This is a genomic window from Streptomyces sp. NPDC026538 (assembly GCF_055567535.1).
The window spans coordinates 467154-482623 of the sequence record NZ_JBVHQG010000003.1; the positions used below are offsets into that span (position 1 = coordinate 467154).

Below are 15470 nucleotides of genomic sequence, written 5' to 3' on the forward strand. Positions count from 1 at the left end.
CCAGGAGTTCATGACCCGGAAGTCGTCTGGGACATCACGCCCGGCTTCCCCGGCGGCCGGGTCTACCACGGCCCTCAGAGCGTGGGCCGGGACTACGGCAGGCTCGTCAAGCTCCAGCAGGTCAGCGACAGCCTCGTCGTGGACCGCGTGATCAACGGCTGACACCGCCGGGGTCCACTGGGCCGCCCGGGCCGCCGGGTCCTTCGAGACCGTCGAGCAGCATGCCGAGGCCGCCCAGGAACTCGCGGTCGGCGTCGACGGTCCGGGCGGTCCGGGCGGTCTCGGCCATGTGCGGGAAGTCGGCGGGCGACAACTCGGAGATGGCCACCGTCCCCGGGCCGGCCAGTGGGCCGAGATGTTCCAGCTGGATCGCCCCGTTGAGGTAACTGAGCAGGGCGCGCAGGGCGACGACCCGCCGCTCGCCCTCGACCCCCGCCTGGCCGAGGACCACGAGCACGGTCTCCGACCAGCGGAGCACCCCGAGAGAGTGGTGCCGGTGGGCGATGATCAGCGGGACGACCGCGGGATGGGCGCCCACGGCGTCGCGCATGCGCCGCACCATGACCGTGATCCGTTCGCGCCATGCGGCGGCGGGATCCGGCGGCCCGGTGTCCACGGCCCCGAGGACGAGCTCCACGACGAGCCTCTCCAGTTCCTCGCGGTCACGCACGTACCGGTAGAGCCCCATGGTGCTCATGCCGAGTTCCTTGGCGACGGCACGCATCGACAGCCCGGCGAGCCCCTCGCGGTCGATGACGGCGAGAGCGGCCGAGGCGAGCTGGTCGGGGGTGAGAGAACGCGGTCGTGGCATGGCGGTTGACAGCGTACGGCATACGCTTACGCTGGTAAGCGTATGCCGTACGCTTACGGAGGGGAGAAGTCATGCGTACACCTCGGAGTCAGATGACCCCCGGTGCCACCGTGCCTCAGCGCGGTCTCACCACGGTCTCCGGCGACCTCGTCACCGTCCCCGACCCCGCCCGCCCGATCCACCTCCAGTTCCGGCGCTTCGCCGGATGCCCGGTCTGCAATCTGCATCTGCGCTCGGTGGTACGGCGGCACCAAGAGATAGCGGACGCCGGCGTACGCGAGGTCGTGGTCTTCCACTCGCCCGCCGAGGAACTCCGCCCCCACACCGGCGACCTCCCGTTCGCCGTCCTCGCCGACCCGGACAAACGGCTGTACCGGGAGTTCGGCGTGGAACAGTCGCCCCGCGCCCTGCTCGACCCGCGCGCCTGGGGGCCGATCGTCCGAGCGGTGGTGAGCGGCGCGTGGCACGTCGTCCGCGGACGCGAACACCTGCCGTCGAACAGCCCGCACGGCGGCCGGCTCGGCCTTCCCGCCGACTTCCTCATCGCCCCCGGCGGCCAGGTCCTCGCCACCAAGTACGGCGAGCACGCCTACGACCAGTGGTCGGTCGACGAACTCCTGGAACTGGCCGCCCGCGTGGCCCGGACACCGCCCTCCGCGCATCCCCCGGCCGCCGAACGGCCCTGACCCCGGCGCCACTCCGCACGCACGCGAACAGCCCGGCGGACCGCACCCCGGCCGCCGAACGGCCGTGACCCCGGCGCCACTCCGCACGCACGGGAACAGCCCGGCGGGCCGCACCCCGGCCGGTACGTGGTGGGGACCTTCGTCGCGTCCGCGGCCCTCGCGCCGTGATCGACCTTCTGCGCCGGGACATTCCGGTCACCCACTAGACGAGCGCCGGGGCGGGCAGCGGCTGTTCCGCCCAGATCGTCTTGCCGGTCGGCGTCTGGCGGCTGCCCCAGCGTTCCGAGAGCTGGGCGACCAGGAGCAGACCCCGGCCGCCCTCGTCGTAGACCCGTGCCCGGCGCAGATGCGGGGCCGTGCTGCTGCCGTCGGAGACCTCGCAGATCAGGGACGCGTCGCGGATCAGGCGGAGGGCGATCGGGCCGTCGCCGTAGCGGACCGCGTTGGTGACCAGCTCGCTGACGATCAGCTCGGTGGCGAAGGCCGCGTCCGTCAGACCCCAGGCCTCCAGCTGCTGGCCGGCCATCTTGCGGGCCCCGGCGACCGCCGCCGGGTGCTGGGGGAGCTGCCAGGTGCGGACCTTCCCGGCGTCCAGGGCGCGGGTGCGGGCCAGCAGGAGCACGATGTCGTCGGCCGGGTGGTCGGTCAGCACCGTGTGCAGGACGCGGTCGCAGGTCTGTTCCAGGGGCGCGGCCGGGGCGGCGAGGGCGTGGCGGAGGAGGCCCAGGCCCACCTCGATGTCATGGTCGGCCGTCTGCACCAGGCCGTCGGTGTAGAGGGCGAGCAGGCTGCCCTCCGCCAGTTCCAGCTCGGTGGACTCGAAGGGGAGACCGCCGAGGCCGAGCGGCGGGCCGGCCGGGAGGTCCAGGAGGCGGACCGCTCCGCCCGGGGTGACCAGGGCGGGCGGCGGATGGCCGGCCCGGGCCATGGTGCAGCGGCGGGACACCGGGTCGTACACGGCATAGAGGCAGGTCGCGCCGACCTCCCCCGACGTGGTCCACGGGTCCTCCTCCCGGGCCAGCCTGATGACGAGGTCGTCCAGCTGGGTGAGGAGTTCGTCGGGGGCGAGGTCGACGTCCGCCAGCGTCCGTACCGCCGTCCGCAGGCGGCCCATCGTCGCCGAGGCGCGGATGCCGTGGCCGACGACGTCCCCGACGACCAGGGCGACCCGGGCGCCGGACAGCGGGATCACGTCGAACCAGTCGCCGCCGACGTCCGCGCCGGACCCGGTGGGGAGGTAGCGGTAGGCCACCTCGGTCGCCTCCAGGCCGGGCGGCGGCCGGCCGGGCAGCAGGCTGCGCTGGAGGGCGAGTGCGGTGCGGCGCTCCCGGGTGTAGCGGCGGGCGTTGTCCACGCACACCGCGGCCCGGGCGACGATCTCCTCCGCGAGCCGCTGGTCGTCCTCGGTGAACGACTCGGGCGTGCGGTGCCGGAGGAAGTGCACGAGGCCGAGGGTGACCCCGCGGGCGCGCAGCGGGACCATCAGCACCGAGTGGATCATGTGTCGGGCGACGGTGTCCGCGCGGGCCTGGGAGGCGCTGATCCACTCCGGCATGCCGGGGTCGCCCGGCCGGTTGCGGGTGCCGTGACCGGCGAGCAGGGTCCACATCGGGGGCGTGTCCACCGGGTAGTGGATCGGGTCGCCCGGTTCGGCCACCCGCTCCGGGCAGCCGGGCAGGACGGAGCGCTGCGCGGCACGGCGTACGGTGATCGCCTCGCCCGGCGTCAGCAGGGCCGGCTCGTCGCCCTCGGTGACGGACTCCAGCAGGTCGACGGTGACGTAGTCCGCGAACCCGCCCACGGCCACCTCGGCCAGCTCCTCGGCGGTCCTGGTCACGTCCAGGGTGCTGCCGACGCGCAGGCTGGCGTCGTTGAGGACGGCCAGGTGGCGGCGGGCCCAGTACTGCTCGGTGGTGTCGAAGACGATCGCGGACAGGCCCTGCACCCGGTCGGACTCGTCCTTCAGCGGGGAGAAGTACATCGACCAGGCGTGCTCCCGGGTCTCCCCGGGCGCCTGGCCGTGCTGCTCGTGGAAGACCGTCCGCCCGGTGCGCAGCACCTGCCGCTGGAGACGGTCGTACTCGTCGAAGGGCGGCCCGGACTCGATCTCCCGCAGGGTCAGGCCCCGCATCTCCGCCACGGACAGGCCCATGATCCGGGTCATGACCTCGTTGGCGGCGACCAGCCGGGCCTCACGGTCGTAGATCGCCACCGGCATGGGCAGCTGGGCGAGCGTGAGGTCCCACAGGGCCGCCGCCCCGGGCTGGTCGCGCCCGGACACGGCCGTCCGCACGTCATCGGTCACCAGCCAGAGCGGCCGGGCGCCCGCGTCCACGAGGGGGGTGCCCTGCAGGCGTACGACGATCCGGTCGCCGTTGCGGTGCCGCAGGGCCGCCTCGGTGGACCAGCGGTGCGCGACGGCGATGTGACGGCGCGCGGACGCCGGCAGGTCGGTGGCGAGCAGGTTCCGGGCGGGGCGGCCGACGACCTCGGCGGGTTCGTACCCGAGCAGCCGCCGGGCACCGGCGCTCCACACCAGGACCGACCCGTCGGCGTCGACGACGACCGCGAGGTCGTCCGGTACGGCCGTCGGGTCCTGCGGTGCGCGTCCCTCCATGGTGCCTCCGGGTGCCCGGCGGCCCGGGCGTCCGGGTCGCCCGCACCCGCTCCCAGCATCCCGCCGCACGGTGCGCCCTTCAACCGACGGCGGCCTCGCCAGGGCGGCAGGCCCCTCGGGTCGCCCGGCGGCGGCCCCCGTGCGCCGGGGCGGCGAGTCGAGGACCACCGCGACGAGCGGCGCCCCGCCAGGTGGTTCTGCCGCGCAGCCGAGCGCGCGCGCCCTCGCCCCTGATGGCCGGTTCGCTCGCAGGGTGGCCAGGCAGCCGCCCGGCGTCCCCGTGAACGCGAGGCCGTCGGTGACCGGGCAGGGCGGGCCGGGTTGGGTGAAGTCGTCCCCCGGGCGGTGGGGATGCTCTACCGTGAAACACCTCAAAGCGGTCCGAGCCTGGCGGATGCCGGCCGAAGAGGAGCCACGGGTGCACGCAGGTGACGGCCGGACACCGGACTCCGGCAACGATGAACCGGCCCCCGGCGGCGACCACCGGGACCCGGGCGGCGACCACGTCGGCGACCGCGTCGGCGACCGCGTCGACTTCCGCCGGAGCACCTTCATGGGGCCCGTCGTCGGGAAGGTGGTCGTGCAGCACGGGACGCCCCCCGACCGGACCGGTCCGTGCACATTGCCCATGGTCCAGGCCGGTTTCACCGGGCGGGCGACGGAGCTGGCCGCGCTGGAGGCACGGCTGCGGGCGCCCGCCGACCCGGCCCCGGACGCACCGGTGGTCTGTGTCGTCACCGGACTCGGCGGCATGGGCAAGACCGCCCTCGCCCTGAAGGCCGCGCACCGGGCACGCACCGCGGGCTGGTTCGCCGGCGGCGCCCTCTTCCTCGACCTCGCGGGCTACGACGACAACCCGGTCACCCCCACCCAGGCGGTGACGTCGTTGCTGCCCCTTACGGCAACGGTGGCCGGGGCGGCGACTGGAGGCGGCCGGGGCGGCGACCGAAGGCGGCCGTGGCGTCCTGGGCGGAGGCGGGTGTCCGGAGGCGGACGGGTCGGCCGGGGCGCCCGGAGTGGACGGGGGGCCGGGGGGCGGTCGGAGGCGGGGCGGGGGACCGGAGGCGGCCGGGTCGGACGGGTCAGACGGGTCGTACGGGTCGGACGGGGCGCCCGGCGTGGACGGGGAGCGAGGGCGGTCGGAGGCGGGGGCGGGGGACCGGAGGCCGGCGGGGGTGCGGTCGCCGTGGGCTGTGCGGGCTAGGATCCGGGCCATGGGCCAGACCATGAGCGAGGTGGACCGGTTCGAGGCGGCCAGGCCTCGGTTGGCGGCCATCGCCTACCGCCTCCTCGGCTCCGCGAGTGAGGCCGAGGACGCCGTGCAGGAGACGTATCTGCGCTGGCAGGCCTCCGACACCGGCCGTATCGAGGTCCCCGAGGCCTGGCTGACGAAGGTGCTCACCAACCTGTGCCTCAACCAGCTCACCTCGGCCCGCGCCCGGCGCGAGACCTACGTCGGCCAGTGGCTGCCCGAGCCGCTGCTCGCCGGGGACCCGATGCTCGGACCCGCCGACACCGCCGAACGGCGCGAGTCCGTGTCGTACGCCGTCCTGACCCTGCTGGAGCGGCTCACGCCCGGCGAACGCGCGGTGTACGTGCTGCGGGAGGCCTTCGACTACCCGCACCGGGAGATCGCCAGGATCCTCGACATCACCGAGGCCGCCAGCCAGCAGACCTTCCACCGGGCCAAGAAGCACGTCGCGGCCGGCAAGGCGCGCGCCGAGGTCGACGAGGCCGCCGCCCGGCGGATCATCGAGGAGTTCCTCACGGCCGCCACCAGCGGCCGGACCGAGCCGCTGGTCCGGCTGCTCACCCAGGACGCCGTCGCGGTCGGCGACGGCGGCGGGAAGGTGCCGGCCCGCGCCAAGGCGTTCGAGGGCGCCCTCGCGGTCGCGACGTTCATGCGGGGCCTGTTCAAGCCGGGCCCGGCGCAGCGGGCCCTGGCGGGAGGCACGGTCGAGCTCCATGCCGCGACCGCCAACGGCGGCCCCGCCCTGGTGGCGGTCGTCGACGGCCGGGTCTTCGGCGTCATGTGCCTGGAGATCACCGCCGAGGGCATCGCCGCGCTCCGCAACCAGGTCAACCCCGACAAGCTCGAACGAGCGACCAGGCAGTGGGCGGCCACCGGCCACGGCCAACCCCTGCTCCGGCTCTTCTGACCCGGGCGAACTCCTGCTCCTGCTCCGGCTCTTCTGACCCGGTGTGAGCCGCCTCACTCCGCGTTCCTGTCAGGAAACGGCGGGCCGCCCGGTTCAAGGGGCGACTCGCCGTTTCCCGGGTCGCCGTTTCCAGACTCGCCGTTTCCCGACAGGAGCACGGACATGCAGCACCGCATCGTCGTCCTCGGCGCCGGATACTCCGGAGCCATCGCCGCCGGCCGTCTCGCCAGGCGACTGCACCGCGAAGACGTCGCCATCACCCTCGTCAACGCCGAACCCGACTTCGTCGAACGTGTCCGCATGCACCAGCTCGCGACCGGCCAGGACCTCAAGGCCCGGCCGTTCGCCGAGATGTTCGCGGGCACCGGCGTGGAGCTGAGGCTCGCGAGGGTCACCGCCGTGGACGCCGACCGCAGGACGGTCACGACCGTCGACGCCGGGGAGGATACGGAGGTGCTGGAGTACGACACCCTCGTCTACGCCCTCGGCAGCGCCTGGAACGACCAGGGAGTCCCCGGCACCGCCGAGCACGCCCACCAGATCGCGAGCCGCCCCGGCGCGCTCCGGCTGCGCGAGCGCCTCGCCGCCCTGCCGGCCGGAGAACCGGTGCTCGTGGTCGGCGGCGGACTCACCGGCCTGGAGGCCGTCACCGAGATCGCCGAAGCCCGCCCGGACCTCGCCGTCGCCCTCGCCGCCCGCGGCGCCCTCGGCGACTGGCTCTCCGCCAAGGGCAGCCGGCACCTGCGGAAGGTCCTCGACGGTCTCGGCGTCACCGTGCACGAGCACACCGCCGTCACCGCCGTGGCGGCCGACCGGGTCACCACCGCCGAAGGCGGGACGATTCCCGCCGCGGTCACGGTGTGGACCACCGGGTTCGCCGTCCACCCCATCGCGCGGGCCAGCACGCTGGAGGTCACCGGCTCCGGGCAGATCGTGGTCGACGGGACCATGCGGTCGGTCTCGCACCCGGACGTGTACGCCGTCGGCGACGCCGCGCTGGCGACCGGCCCCGCCGACAAGCCGCTGCGCATGTCGTGCGCGACGGGCGCCCCGATGGCGTGGCAGGCCGCCGACGCCCTCGCGGCCCGCCTGACCGGCGGAAAACTCCCGAAGGTGCCGCTGCGCTACTTCAACCAGTGCATCTCGCTGGGCCGCGGGCAGGGCCTGATCCAGTACGTCACCGCGGACGACCGCGCCGTACGGGCGGCCCTGACGGGTCGTACCGCCGCCCTCTACAAGGAACTGGTCTGCAAGGGCGCGGCCTGGGCCGTCGCCAACCCGACCCTCGCCCTCCCGACCCGCACCCGCCGCGTCCTGCCGAAGCCGGCCCCGGCAACCGAGAGGACAGCCACCCCGGCCTGATCCGACTGGCCCACCGGCACGGCCCGCCAAGCCGGCGGGTCGTGCCGTGCCGTGATCCGTGATCCCCGCGCGGCCCGGTCGCTACTCGCCTTTGGGCCCCGCCGACTGCACCACATCGAAGGACCACAGCGTCGACCCGGAGGCCGCCGGCTTCGGACGCTCGCCCTCCGCACCCCCCTGATGCGCCGTCTTCATCGGCCCCTCCATCCATGCCTGGAAGGCCTCCTCGTCCCGCCACCGTGTGTAGACGAGGTAGTTGTCAGTCCCTTCGACTGGCCGGAGAAGCTCGAACCATTCGAAGCCGTCTGAGTTCTCCACGGCGTGGGCCCGGGAGGCGAACCGCTTCTCCAGCGTCTCGCGCTGTTCCGCCGGCACGGTCAGTACGTTGATCTTGACTACGCTCATGGGCCCCATCCTGCCGCAGGGGTGATCAGGAGGGCGTGAGCGACGAGGACTTGTCAGGTCGGTCTCTAGTGTTGCCGAGCCGCCCCTGGAGCACAGCTCAGCCGGAAAGTAGCGTGCATCTGTGGTGGGGAAGACTTACAGCGCGGCCGATGTCCAGGTCGTCGAGTTCGATCAGCATGTGCGTGCAAGACCGAGCATGTACTTCGGGGTGGGCCGGGGCAGCCCGGAGTTGGCCACCCAGGTGCTGTGCACGGTGCTGAGGCACGCCCTGCATCCGGCGACCCGTGTCGCACCAGCACACAGCCCGCAGGTCGAAGCGGAAGTCCTCGGTGATCTGACATTCCGGGTTGCCGATGAGCAGGCCGACGCCCTGGATGAGCAGGGCAGGCCGTACCTGGGTTACTACGGCTCGCTGCTTGGCCCCAACCGGTGGGCCAGTGCCGCAGCGGCAGCTCTGAGTTCGCGCACCGTGATCGAGGTATGGCGTGACGGACACGGCTTCCGGCAGGAGCTTGCCGGGGTCCGTCCGATCGAGGAACCCCAGGAGATCGATTCGCCGACCGGCGCGGGAACGCGGGTGGTTTTCGAACTGGACCAGAGCTATACAGGGGCTCGGACGGTACTTGCCACCGACCTTGGTTCGCTGGACCTGCACGGTCCGCACTGCGGTGATCCCCACGGACCGGGCAGCGTCGTCGTCCGCGACCTGCGTGACCGGAGCAATCCGGCCGAGATCCGCTACCGATGAAAACTTCACCTGTCAGGTGCGAAGCCGGATGACCCCTGCGTACGGATCCGCGGAACAGGCCTAGTGGTACATCAGCGCACCCGTTGCGGCCGGAGAAGCTCGAACCACTCGAACCCGTCGGAGTTCTCCACGGCGTGGGCCCGGGAGGCGAACCGCTTCTCCAGCATCTCCCGCTGTTCCGCCGGCACGGTCAGCACGTTGATCTTCACTACGCTCATGGGCCCATCGAGCACCAGTCGGGACCAACGACCCGTAAGTCACGGCCGCTTCGAAGTCACAGCAGCCTCAAAGATTCACCGAACCCATGTACAACCCTTACTCCCCGGTGCGGGTCTCCTGATCGCCGGACACCAATTGACTCCGGCCGTCCGCCGGGAGGCGGGCGGCCCCCGCATGCCGCAGGAGACGACCCGCATGCACACGTTCCCGCGACTCGCCCTCGCGACGGCCACCGCGGCCGCGCTGACGGGCGGTCTGCTCACGTTCTCCGCCGCCTCGGCCACGGCCGCGGACTCCCTCAAGGTCGCGCGCGCCGACTTCAACGGCGACGGCATCGGCGACATCGCCACCTCGGCCACCACCGCCTACGTCAGCGGTCACAAGGGCGCCGGCCAGGTCGTCGCCCTCTACGGCTCCGCCTCGGGCATCACCACCACCAAGCGCACCACCCTCAGCCAGAACAGCGCCGGCGTCCCCGGCACCGCCGAGGCCGGCGACAGCTTCGGCGAGGCGCTGGCATACGCCGACTTCAACGCGGACGGCTACGACGACCTCGCCGTCAGCTCTCCGTCGGAGAAGGTCGGCACCGACACCGACGGCGGTACCGTCACCCTCCTGTGGGGCTCCAGGAGCGGCCTCACCGGCAAGGGCGTCGACATCAAGGACCCGTCGCCGAGCGGCCACGACTACTGGGGGCTGCAGCTCGCCGCCGGTGACTTCGACGGCGACGGCAAGGCCGATCTCGCCGTCGGCAGCTCCGCCGCCACCCTGTGGGTGTTCAAGGGCGGTTTCTCCGCCAGCGGCACGCCCGGCGGCCGGTACACCGTCAAGCCGCCGATCGAGCCGGGCACCAGCTCCTACCCGTACGGCCCGATGAAGCTGACCGCCGGTGACGTCAACGGCGACGGCCGTACCGACCTTGTCGTCGACGGGTACGAGACGAAGACCAGCGACCACTGGAACACCAACTACTGGCTGCCGGGCAGCTCCAAGGGCGTGACCGTCACCGGCGCCAAGACGCTGAAGAGCGGCATCGTCACCGGCGTCGGCGACATCAACGGCGACGGCTTCGGCGACATCGTCAGCGGCGCCTCCTGGGACTCCAGCAGCGGCGGGACCGTCTTCCCGGACTCCGCCACCGGCGGCCGGGTGGCCATCACCTACGGCAGCGCCTCCGGCCCGGCCAAGGCCACCATGTTCAACCAGAACTCCTCCAACGTCCCCGGCACCTCCGAGAAGGGCGACAACTTCGGCTGGGAGATCGACCTCGGTGACGTCAACGGCGACGGCTACGCCGACCTGGTCGTCACCACCCCGTACGAGGACATCGGCAGCAACTCCAACACCGGCCAGGTCACCGTCTTCTACGGCTCGAAGACCGGGGTCAACCTCGCCTCCGGCGCCCAGTCCTTCGCCCAGAGCACGGCCGGCGTCCCCGGCGACGACGAGAAGAACGACCTCTTCGGCGTCGACGTCAAGCTCGACGACGTCACCGGCGACGGCAGGGCCGACCTGATCGTCGGCTCGTACGAGAACGCCGGCGACGGTGCGGTCACCTACCTGCCGTCCAACGGCTCGAAGATCACCACGACCGGTTCCCGGGCCCTGTCCACGAGCAAGCTGGGCGTGTCGACGACCGGCACCCCGCAGCTCGGCGCCATCTTCGCCGACTGACCGCAGGCCGGAAGAGCTTCTCCGGACGGCGTACGGGCGGGCCCGTCGGTCGTACGACCACGGGCCCGCCCGGTCCCGCGCCCGCTCCCGCACGTGAGCCCCAGCCTGCTGCCGCACCGCCTCCGCCTACCCGCGTACCTCCGGCACCGATGCCGCCGATCTCAGGAGCTCCCTCCCCGTGAACGGAAACCACCGCCACCGCCTCGCCCTCGCGACGGTCACCGCCGCCGCGCTCACCGGCGGCCTGCTGACCCTCTCGGCCCCCGTCGCGTCCGCCGCCACGGCTCACGCCTACAAGGCCGACTTCAACCACGACGGCTACGGCGACGTCGCCTTCGCCGCCCCCTACGCCCAGGTCGGCGGCAAGAGCATGGCCGGGTACGTCGCCGTCGTCTACGGCAGCGCCTCCGGACTCAACCCGGCCAAGCGCACGGTCGTCAGCCAGAACACCGCCGGTGTCCCCGGCACCGCCGAGACCGAGGACCTCTTCGGCCGAGCGCTCGCGGTGGCCGACTTCAACAAGGACGGTTACACCGACCTCGCCGTCGGCGCGCCCGGCGAGGACAACGGCTCGGACACCGACGGCGGTTCGGTCACGATCCTGTGGGGTTCGGCGAGCGGCCTGAAGAACGGTACGACGGTCAAGGACCCGTCCGTGACCAAGCACGAGGCCTGGGGCTCGGTCCTGGCCGCCGGTGACTTCAACGGCGACGGCAAGGCCGACCTGGCGTCCGGCACGGCGGCGTCGTACGCCTACATCGTCAAGGGCGGCTTCACCAAGTCCGGCACCACCGGCTCCACCCAGAAGGTCCCCACGCCGGACAAGGCGAAGTACGGTATCGACGCGCTCGCCGCGGGCGACACCAACGGCGACAAGAAGGCCGACCTCGTCCTCACCTACCGCACCGCGCTCACCTCGGACCCGTCGGGCAGCTGGTCCAAGGGCGCCGCCTACCTCGGTGCGTCCACGGGCGTGGTCGTGACCCAGCCGCGCCCGCTGAACGGCGGCACCTCCCTCGCCCTGGGCGACATCAACGGCGACGGCTACGACGAGATCGCCATCGGCAACGTCTTCTCGAAGGACGACGACCACACCGGCACGCTCGGCGGCCAGGTCGTCGTCATCCGCGGCAGCAAGGGCGGCCCGGTCAACGGCGACGCCCCCATGGCCGAGCTCACCCAGTCCGCCACCGGCGTCCCCGGCACCGACAAGGCGGACGACGGCTTCGGCGGCGCCGTCTCCATCGGCGACACCAACGGCGACGGCTACGGCGACCTGGCCATCGGCGTCGTCTTCAAGGACATCGGCGCGGCCGAGGACACCGGCCTGGTCGTGCTGATGAACGGCTCGGCAGGCGGCGTCTCCCGTACCGGCGCCCGTACGATCTCCCAGAACACCACCGGTGTCCCTGGCACCGCCGAGTCCATGGACTACTTCGGCTCGGACCTCGTGCTCTCGGACGTCAGCAAGGACGGCAAGGCGGACCTGACCGTCGCGGCCGGCTTCGAGGACGGGGGTGTCGGCGCGGTCACCGCCCTGCGTGGCAGCGCCTCAGGCATCACCGCGACGGGTGCCAAGTCCTTCGGCCCGGGCACCTTCGGGCTCTCCCGTACGTACGGTGCGTTCGGCATGGGCCTCACCGGCTGACCTCGACCCTGGGTGGTCCCGGATCCGGCCCCTGGGGGCCGGATCCGGGTGATCCCACAACTCTCCCGCAGGCAACGGCGACCTGCTCTGCCGCAACACGGCGACCTGCTCTGCCGCAAGCAACCGCGACGGCGACGGCGACTACGGCGTGACCACCACGACGTGACGCGCCGCCACCCGCCCACGCCTCGCCACTCCTCACCTCGTCACTTCACCACCTCACGGGGAAATCCATGCCCAAGCGCACCACCCTGCTCCTCGCCACGGCCCTCACCACGGGCCTGCTCACCGCCCTGCCCGCCGCCACCGCCACCGCCGCCCCCTCGGGCCTGTCCGGCGACTTCAACGGCGACGGCTACCGCGACCTCGCGATCGCCGCACCCGTCGCCAAGGTCTCCGGCAAGTCCGGCGCCGGTTACGTGGCGGTCGTCTACGGCACGAAGAACGGCCTCGACACCACCAAGCGCCAGATCATCAGCCAGGCCACCACCGGCGTCCCCGGCAACCCGGCCTCCGGCGACTACTTCGGCGACCGGCTCACCACCGGCGACCTCGACGGCGACGGCTACACCGACCTCGTCGTGGGCGTGCACAGCGAGCGGATCGGCACCACCGACTCCTACGGCAACGTGACCGTGCTCTGGGGCGGCGCGAGCGGCCTCAAGGGCGCCAGCAACCTCACCTCGCCGATGCCGAGGTACCGCAACGAACTCGGCTGGGCGCTGGCGTCCGGCGACTTCGACGGCGACGGCCACACCGACCTGGCCGTCGGCAACGTCGCCGCGCCCGAGCTGAACATCTTCCGGGGCCCCATCACCCGCAAGGGCAAGGCGGCCTCCCTCGTCGGCATCGACACCTCCACCCAGACCGGCATCAACACCGACAAGATCATCGCAGGCGAGGTCAACGGCGACGGCAGAACGGACCTGCTGGTCATGGGCCAGGAGGAGACCGCCTCTGGCGACTACCGCACCCGCAGCGTCCTCTACACGGGTTCCGCCACCGGCACGCTCAAGGCCGGCAAGAAGCTCGCGGGCGGCTACGAGGCGGTCATCGCCGACGTGAACAGGGACGGCTACGGCGACATCGTCACCGGCAACTTCATGGAGAAGTCGGCCACCGAGCCGAACGGCGGCCTCGGCGGGGCGGTCACGGTGACGTACGGCGCGGCCGGCGGCCTCAGCAGCCGTACGCCGGTCCGGATCACCCAGGACACGGCGGGCGTGCCCGAGAAGGGCGAGAAGAACGACGGCTTCGGCTGGAGCCTGTCCGCCGGGGACGTCAACGGCGACGGATACGCCGACGTCGCCGTCGGCGCCTACGCCGAGACCTTCGGCGCGAAGAAGGAGGCGGGCACGGTCACCGTGCTGCGCGGCTCGGCCGGCGGCCTGACGGGCAGCGGCGCCAAGCTCTTCTCCCAGGACACCACGGCCGTCCCGGGCACCGCCCAGTCCAAGGACTTCTTCGGCTCCACCGTCCGTCTCACGGACACCAACCGCGACGGCCGCGCGGAGCTGGTCGCGAGCGCCTACGGCGAGAACCACGGCGCCGGCGCCGTCTGGCTGTTCAAGTCCACGGCCTCCGGCGTCCAGGCCGGCGGCTCCAGGACCTTCACGAGCACCACGCTGGGCGGCCCGTCGGGGACCGCTTACTTCGGCGACGTACTGGAAGGCTGATCATGCGTATGCGCACGGCGGCGACCCTCGCCGCACTCCTGACCGCAGGGCTCGTCCCGCTGGCCGGCCCGGCCTCCGCCGCGCCGGCCAAGTACGCCGACGACTTCAACGGTGACGGCTACCGCGACCTCGCCACCGCCGCCCCGGGCGCCACGGTCGGCGGCAGGGCGCGGGCGGGCGCGGTGGTCGTCACCTACGGCTCCAAGTCCGGTGTCAGGGCGTCCAGCCGCACCGTCGTCACCCAGAACTCGGCGGGCGTCCCGGGCACGGCCGAGAAGGACGACGCGTTCGGTTCGTCGCTCGCCTTCGGGGACCTCAACCGGGACGGGTACGCCGACCTGGTCGTGGGCGCCGAGGGCGAGGACGGCGAGGCCGGGTCGGTGACGATCGTCTGGGGGAGCAAGAAGGGCCTGACCGGTGGCCGTATCGTCGCCGACCCGGCCCGTACCTCCCACACCCGCTTCGGCATGTCCCTGGCGGTCGGCGACTTCACCGCGGACGGCCGGGCGGACCTGGCCGTCGGCAGCACCGGCGCCGACGTGCAGATCTTCCGGGGCACCTTCACCAAGACCACCGGGGCCGCGTCCCGCACCTGGGTGGTGCCGTCCCTGGAGACCGGCGACCTCTACGGCTCCCAGTCCCTGGCCGCCGGCGACATCAACGGCGACGGCGTCGACGACCTGGTGATCAGTGGCTCGATCCGGTCGGGGAACGGCGAGTACATCGACGGCAACCTGGTGTACCTGGGCGCGGAGTCCCGGCCGAAGGCCCTGCGGACGCTGGAGAGCGGCGGCTGGCAGCGTGCGGTCGTCGGCGACCTCAACGGGGACGGCTACGACGACGTCGTCACGTCCTACAACACGGTCTACGGCGACAAGGTCGGGCCCGGCACGGTCGCCGCCTACCTGGGCGGCGCGCACGGCATCAGCCCCACACCCCAGGCGGCGCTCACCCAGGACAGCCCGGGCGTCCCCGGCGCCACCCGCGCCCCGGGCACCAGCTCGTTCGGCGACTCGCTCTCCATCGGCGACGTCAACGGCGACGGATACGCCGATGTCGCGGTCGGCGCCGAGTACGAGGGGGTCGGCGCGGCCTGGCAGACCGGCACGGTCACACTGCTGCGCGGCTCCGCCGCCGGTCTGACCGGCGCGGGCGCCACCCGCTACACCGAGAACACACCCGGTGTCCCCGGCGCCGACGAGGACAACGACTTCTTCGGCTCCGCCGTCCACCTGGCGGACCTCAACGGTGACCGCAAGGCCGACCTGGCGGTCGGCGCGCGCGGCGAGAACGGCTCGGACGGCGCCGTGTGGACCCTGCGCGGCTCCGCCTCGGGCCTGACGGCGACGGGCGCGGTGAGCTTCGGACCGACGTCGGTGGGCGTCTCGACGGCGGGGGCGCCCCAGCTGGGATTCACCATCGGCCAGTGACGCCCGGGCCCCTACGGGGAGTTCTTGGACGCCCC

The 15470-nt window shown here is 72.7% G+C and carries 12 protein-coding genes and 1 pseudogene; 9 read left to right on the forward strand and 4 right to left on the reverse strand.

The features are described from left to right. Positions 1-151: 151 nt before the first annotated feature. Positions 152-811, reverse strand: a complete 660-nt coding sequence (locus ACZ4N4_RS15235) for a TetR/AcrR family transcriptional regulator (RefSeq protein ID WP_467588470.1) — start codon at positions 809-811, stop codon at positions 152-154. Between the two features lie 71 nt (positions 812-882). On the opposite strand from ACZ4N4_RS15235, the gene ACZ4N4_RS15240 reads away from it, so the two are divergent. Beyond that, on the forward strand, positions 883-1497 hold the full coding sequence (locus ACZ4N4_RS15240; protein ID WP_467588473.1) for a peroxiredoxin-like family protein: 615 nt from the start codon (positions 883-885) through the stop codon (positions 1495-1497). A 202-nt stretch (positions 1498-1699) separates the two neighbouring features. On the opposite strand, the gene ACZ4N4_RS15245 is transcribed toward ACZ4N4_RS15240, so the two are convergent. After that, on the reverse strand, positions 1700-4114 hold the full coding sequence (locus tag ACZ4N4_RS15245) for a SpoIIE family protein phosphatase (RefSeq protein ID WP_467588476.1): 2415 nt from the start codon (positions 4112-4114) through the stop codon (positions 1700-1702). A gap of 418 nt (positions 4115-4532) precedes the next feature. Here ACZ4N4_RS15245 and ACZ4N4_RS15250 point away from each other — a divergent pair, with 418 nt between their 5' ends. The 3 genes from ACZ4N4_RS15250 to ACZ4N4_RS15260 all read left to right on the forward strand — a co-directional run bounded on the left by ACZ4N4_RS15250 (position 4533) and on the right by ACZ4N4_RS15260 (position 7635). Then, positions 4533-5318 (forward strand): AAA family ATPase, encoded by a 786-nt coding sequence (locus tag ACZ4N4_RS15250; RefSeq protein WP_467588479.1) that lies wholly within the window; start codon positions 4533-4535, stop codon positions 5316-5318. A gap of 10 nt (positions 5319-5328) precedes the next feature. Further along, a complete protein-coding gene (gene sigJ / locus ACZ4N4_RS15255) occupies positions 5329-6273 on the forward strand; it encodes an RNA polymerase sigma factor SigJ (protein WP_467588482.1) in 945 nt (314 codons plus the stop codon). A 162-nt stretch (positions 6274-6435) separates the two neighbouring features. Further along, positions 6436-7635 carry an NAD(P)/FAD-dependent oxidoreductase gene (locus ACZ4N4_RS15260; RefSeq protein ID WP_453579921.1) on the forward strand — a complete coding sequence of 400 codons (1200 nt, stop codon included), beginning with the start codon at positions 6436-6438 and terminating at the stop codon, positions 7633-7635. Between the two features lie 81 nt (positions 7636-7716). Here the strand turns inward: ACZ4N4_RS15260 and ACZ4N4_RS15265 are convergent, their stop codons facing one another. After that, positions 7717-8040: an antibiotic biosynthesis monooxygenase family protein gene (locus ACZ4N4_RS15265; RefSeq protein ID WP_453579924.1), complete on the reverse strand. Its 324-nt coding sequence runs from the start codon at positions 8038-8040 to the stop codon at positions 7717-7719. A gap of 121 nt (positions 8041-8161) precedes the next feature. Between ACZ4N4_RS15265 and ACZ4N4_RS15270 the strand changes: the two genes are divergently transcribed. Next, entirely contained in the window at positions 8162-8788 is a 627-nt protein-coding gene (locus ACZ4N4_RS15270; protein WP_467588485.1) for a hypothetical protein, read from the forward strand. Between the two features lie 86 nt (positions 8789-8874). Here the strand turns inward: ACZ4N4_RS15270 and ACZ4N4_RS15275 are convergent. Further along, a pseudogene (locus tag ACZ4N4_RS15275) lies at positions 8875-9006 on the reverse strand (antibiotic biosynthesis monooxygenase family protein); the annotation flags it as partial. Positions 9007-9202: 196 nt separating this feature from the next. Between ACZ4N4_RS15275 and ACZ4N4_RS15280 the strand changes: the two are divergent. The 4 genes from ACZ4N4_RS15280 (at position 9203) to ACZ4N4_RS15295 (ending at position 15435) form a co-directional block, all read left to right on the forward strand. Beyond that, complete coding sequence (locus tag ACZ4N4_RS15280; RefSeq protein ID WP_467588487.1) at positions 9203-10681, forward strand: FG-GAP-like repeat-containing protein; 1479 nt, start codon at positions 9203-9205, stop codon at positions 10679-10681. A gap of 178 nt (positions 10682-10859) precedes the next feature. Further along, complete coding sequence (locus tag ACZ4N4_RS15285) at positions 10860-12329, forward strand: FG-GAP-like repeat-containing protein (RefSeq protein ID WP_467588490.1); 1470 nt, start codon at positions 10860-10862, stop codon at positions 12327-12329. Between the two features lie 233 nt (positions 12330-12562). Beyond that, positions 12563-14005: an FG-GAP-like repeat-containing protein gene (locus ACZ4N4_RS15290; RefSeq protein ID WP_467588493.1), complete on the forward strand. Its 1443-nt coding sequence runs from the start codon at positions 12563-12565 to the stop codon at positions 14003-14005. Positions 14006-14007: 2 nt separating this feature from the next. Further along, on the forward strand, positions 14008-15435 hold the full coding sequence (locus ACZ4N4_RS15295; protein WP_467588496.1) for an FG-GAP-like repeat-containing protein: 1428 nt from the start codon (positions 14008-14010) through the stop codon (positions 15433-15435). The last annotated feature ends 35 nt before the right edge of the window (positions 15436-15470 follow it).

Excerpts from the sequence above, each read along its gene's own strand:
- ACZ4N4_RS15235 (WP_467588470.1), bottom strand. The coding sequence starts at position 811 with ATGCCACGACCGCGTTCTCTCACCCCCGACCAGCTCGCCTCGGCCGCT.
- ACZ4N4_RS15240 (WP_467588473.1), top strand. The coding sequence starts at position 883 with ATGCGTACACCTCGGAGTCAGATGACCCCCGGTGCCACCGTGCCTCAG.
- ACZ4N4_RS15245 (WP_467588476.1), bottom strand. The coding sequence starts at position 4,114 with ATGGAGGGACGCGCACCGCAGGACCCGACGGCCGTACCGGACGACCTC.
- sigJ (WP_467588482.1), top strand. The coding sequence starts at position 5,329 with ATGGGCCAGACCATGAGCGAGGTGGACCGGTTCGAGGCGGCCAGGCCT.
- ACZ4N4_RS15260 (WP_453579921.1), top strand. The coding sequence starts at position 6,436 with ATGCAGCACCGCATCGTCGTCCTCGGCGCCGGATACTCCGGAGCCATC.
- ACZ4N4_RS15265 (WP_453579924.1), bottom strand. The coding sequence starts at position 8,040 with ATGAGCGTAGTCAAGATCAACGTACTGACCGTGCCGGCGGAACAGCGC.
- ACZ4N4_RS15280 (WP_467588487.1), top strand. The coding sequence starts at position 9,203 with ATGCACACGTTCCCGCGACTCGCCCTCGCGACGGCCACCGCGGCCGCG.
- ACZ4N4_RS15290 (WP_467588493.1), top strand. The coding sequence starts at position 12,563 with ATGCCCAAGCGCACCACCCTGCTCCTCGCCACGGCCCTCACCACGGGC.
- ACZ4N4_RS15295 (WP_467588496.1), top strand. The coding sequence starts at position 14,008 with ATGCGTATGCGCACGGCGGCGACCCTCGCCGCACTCCTGACCGCAGGG.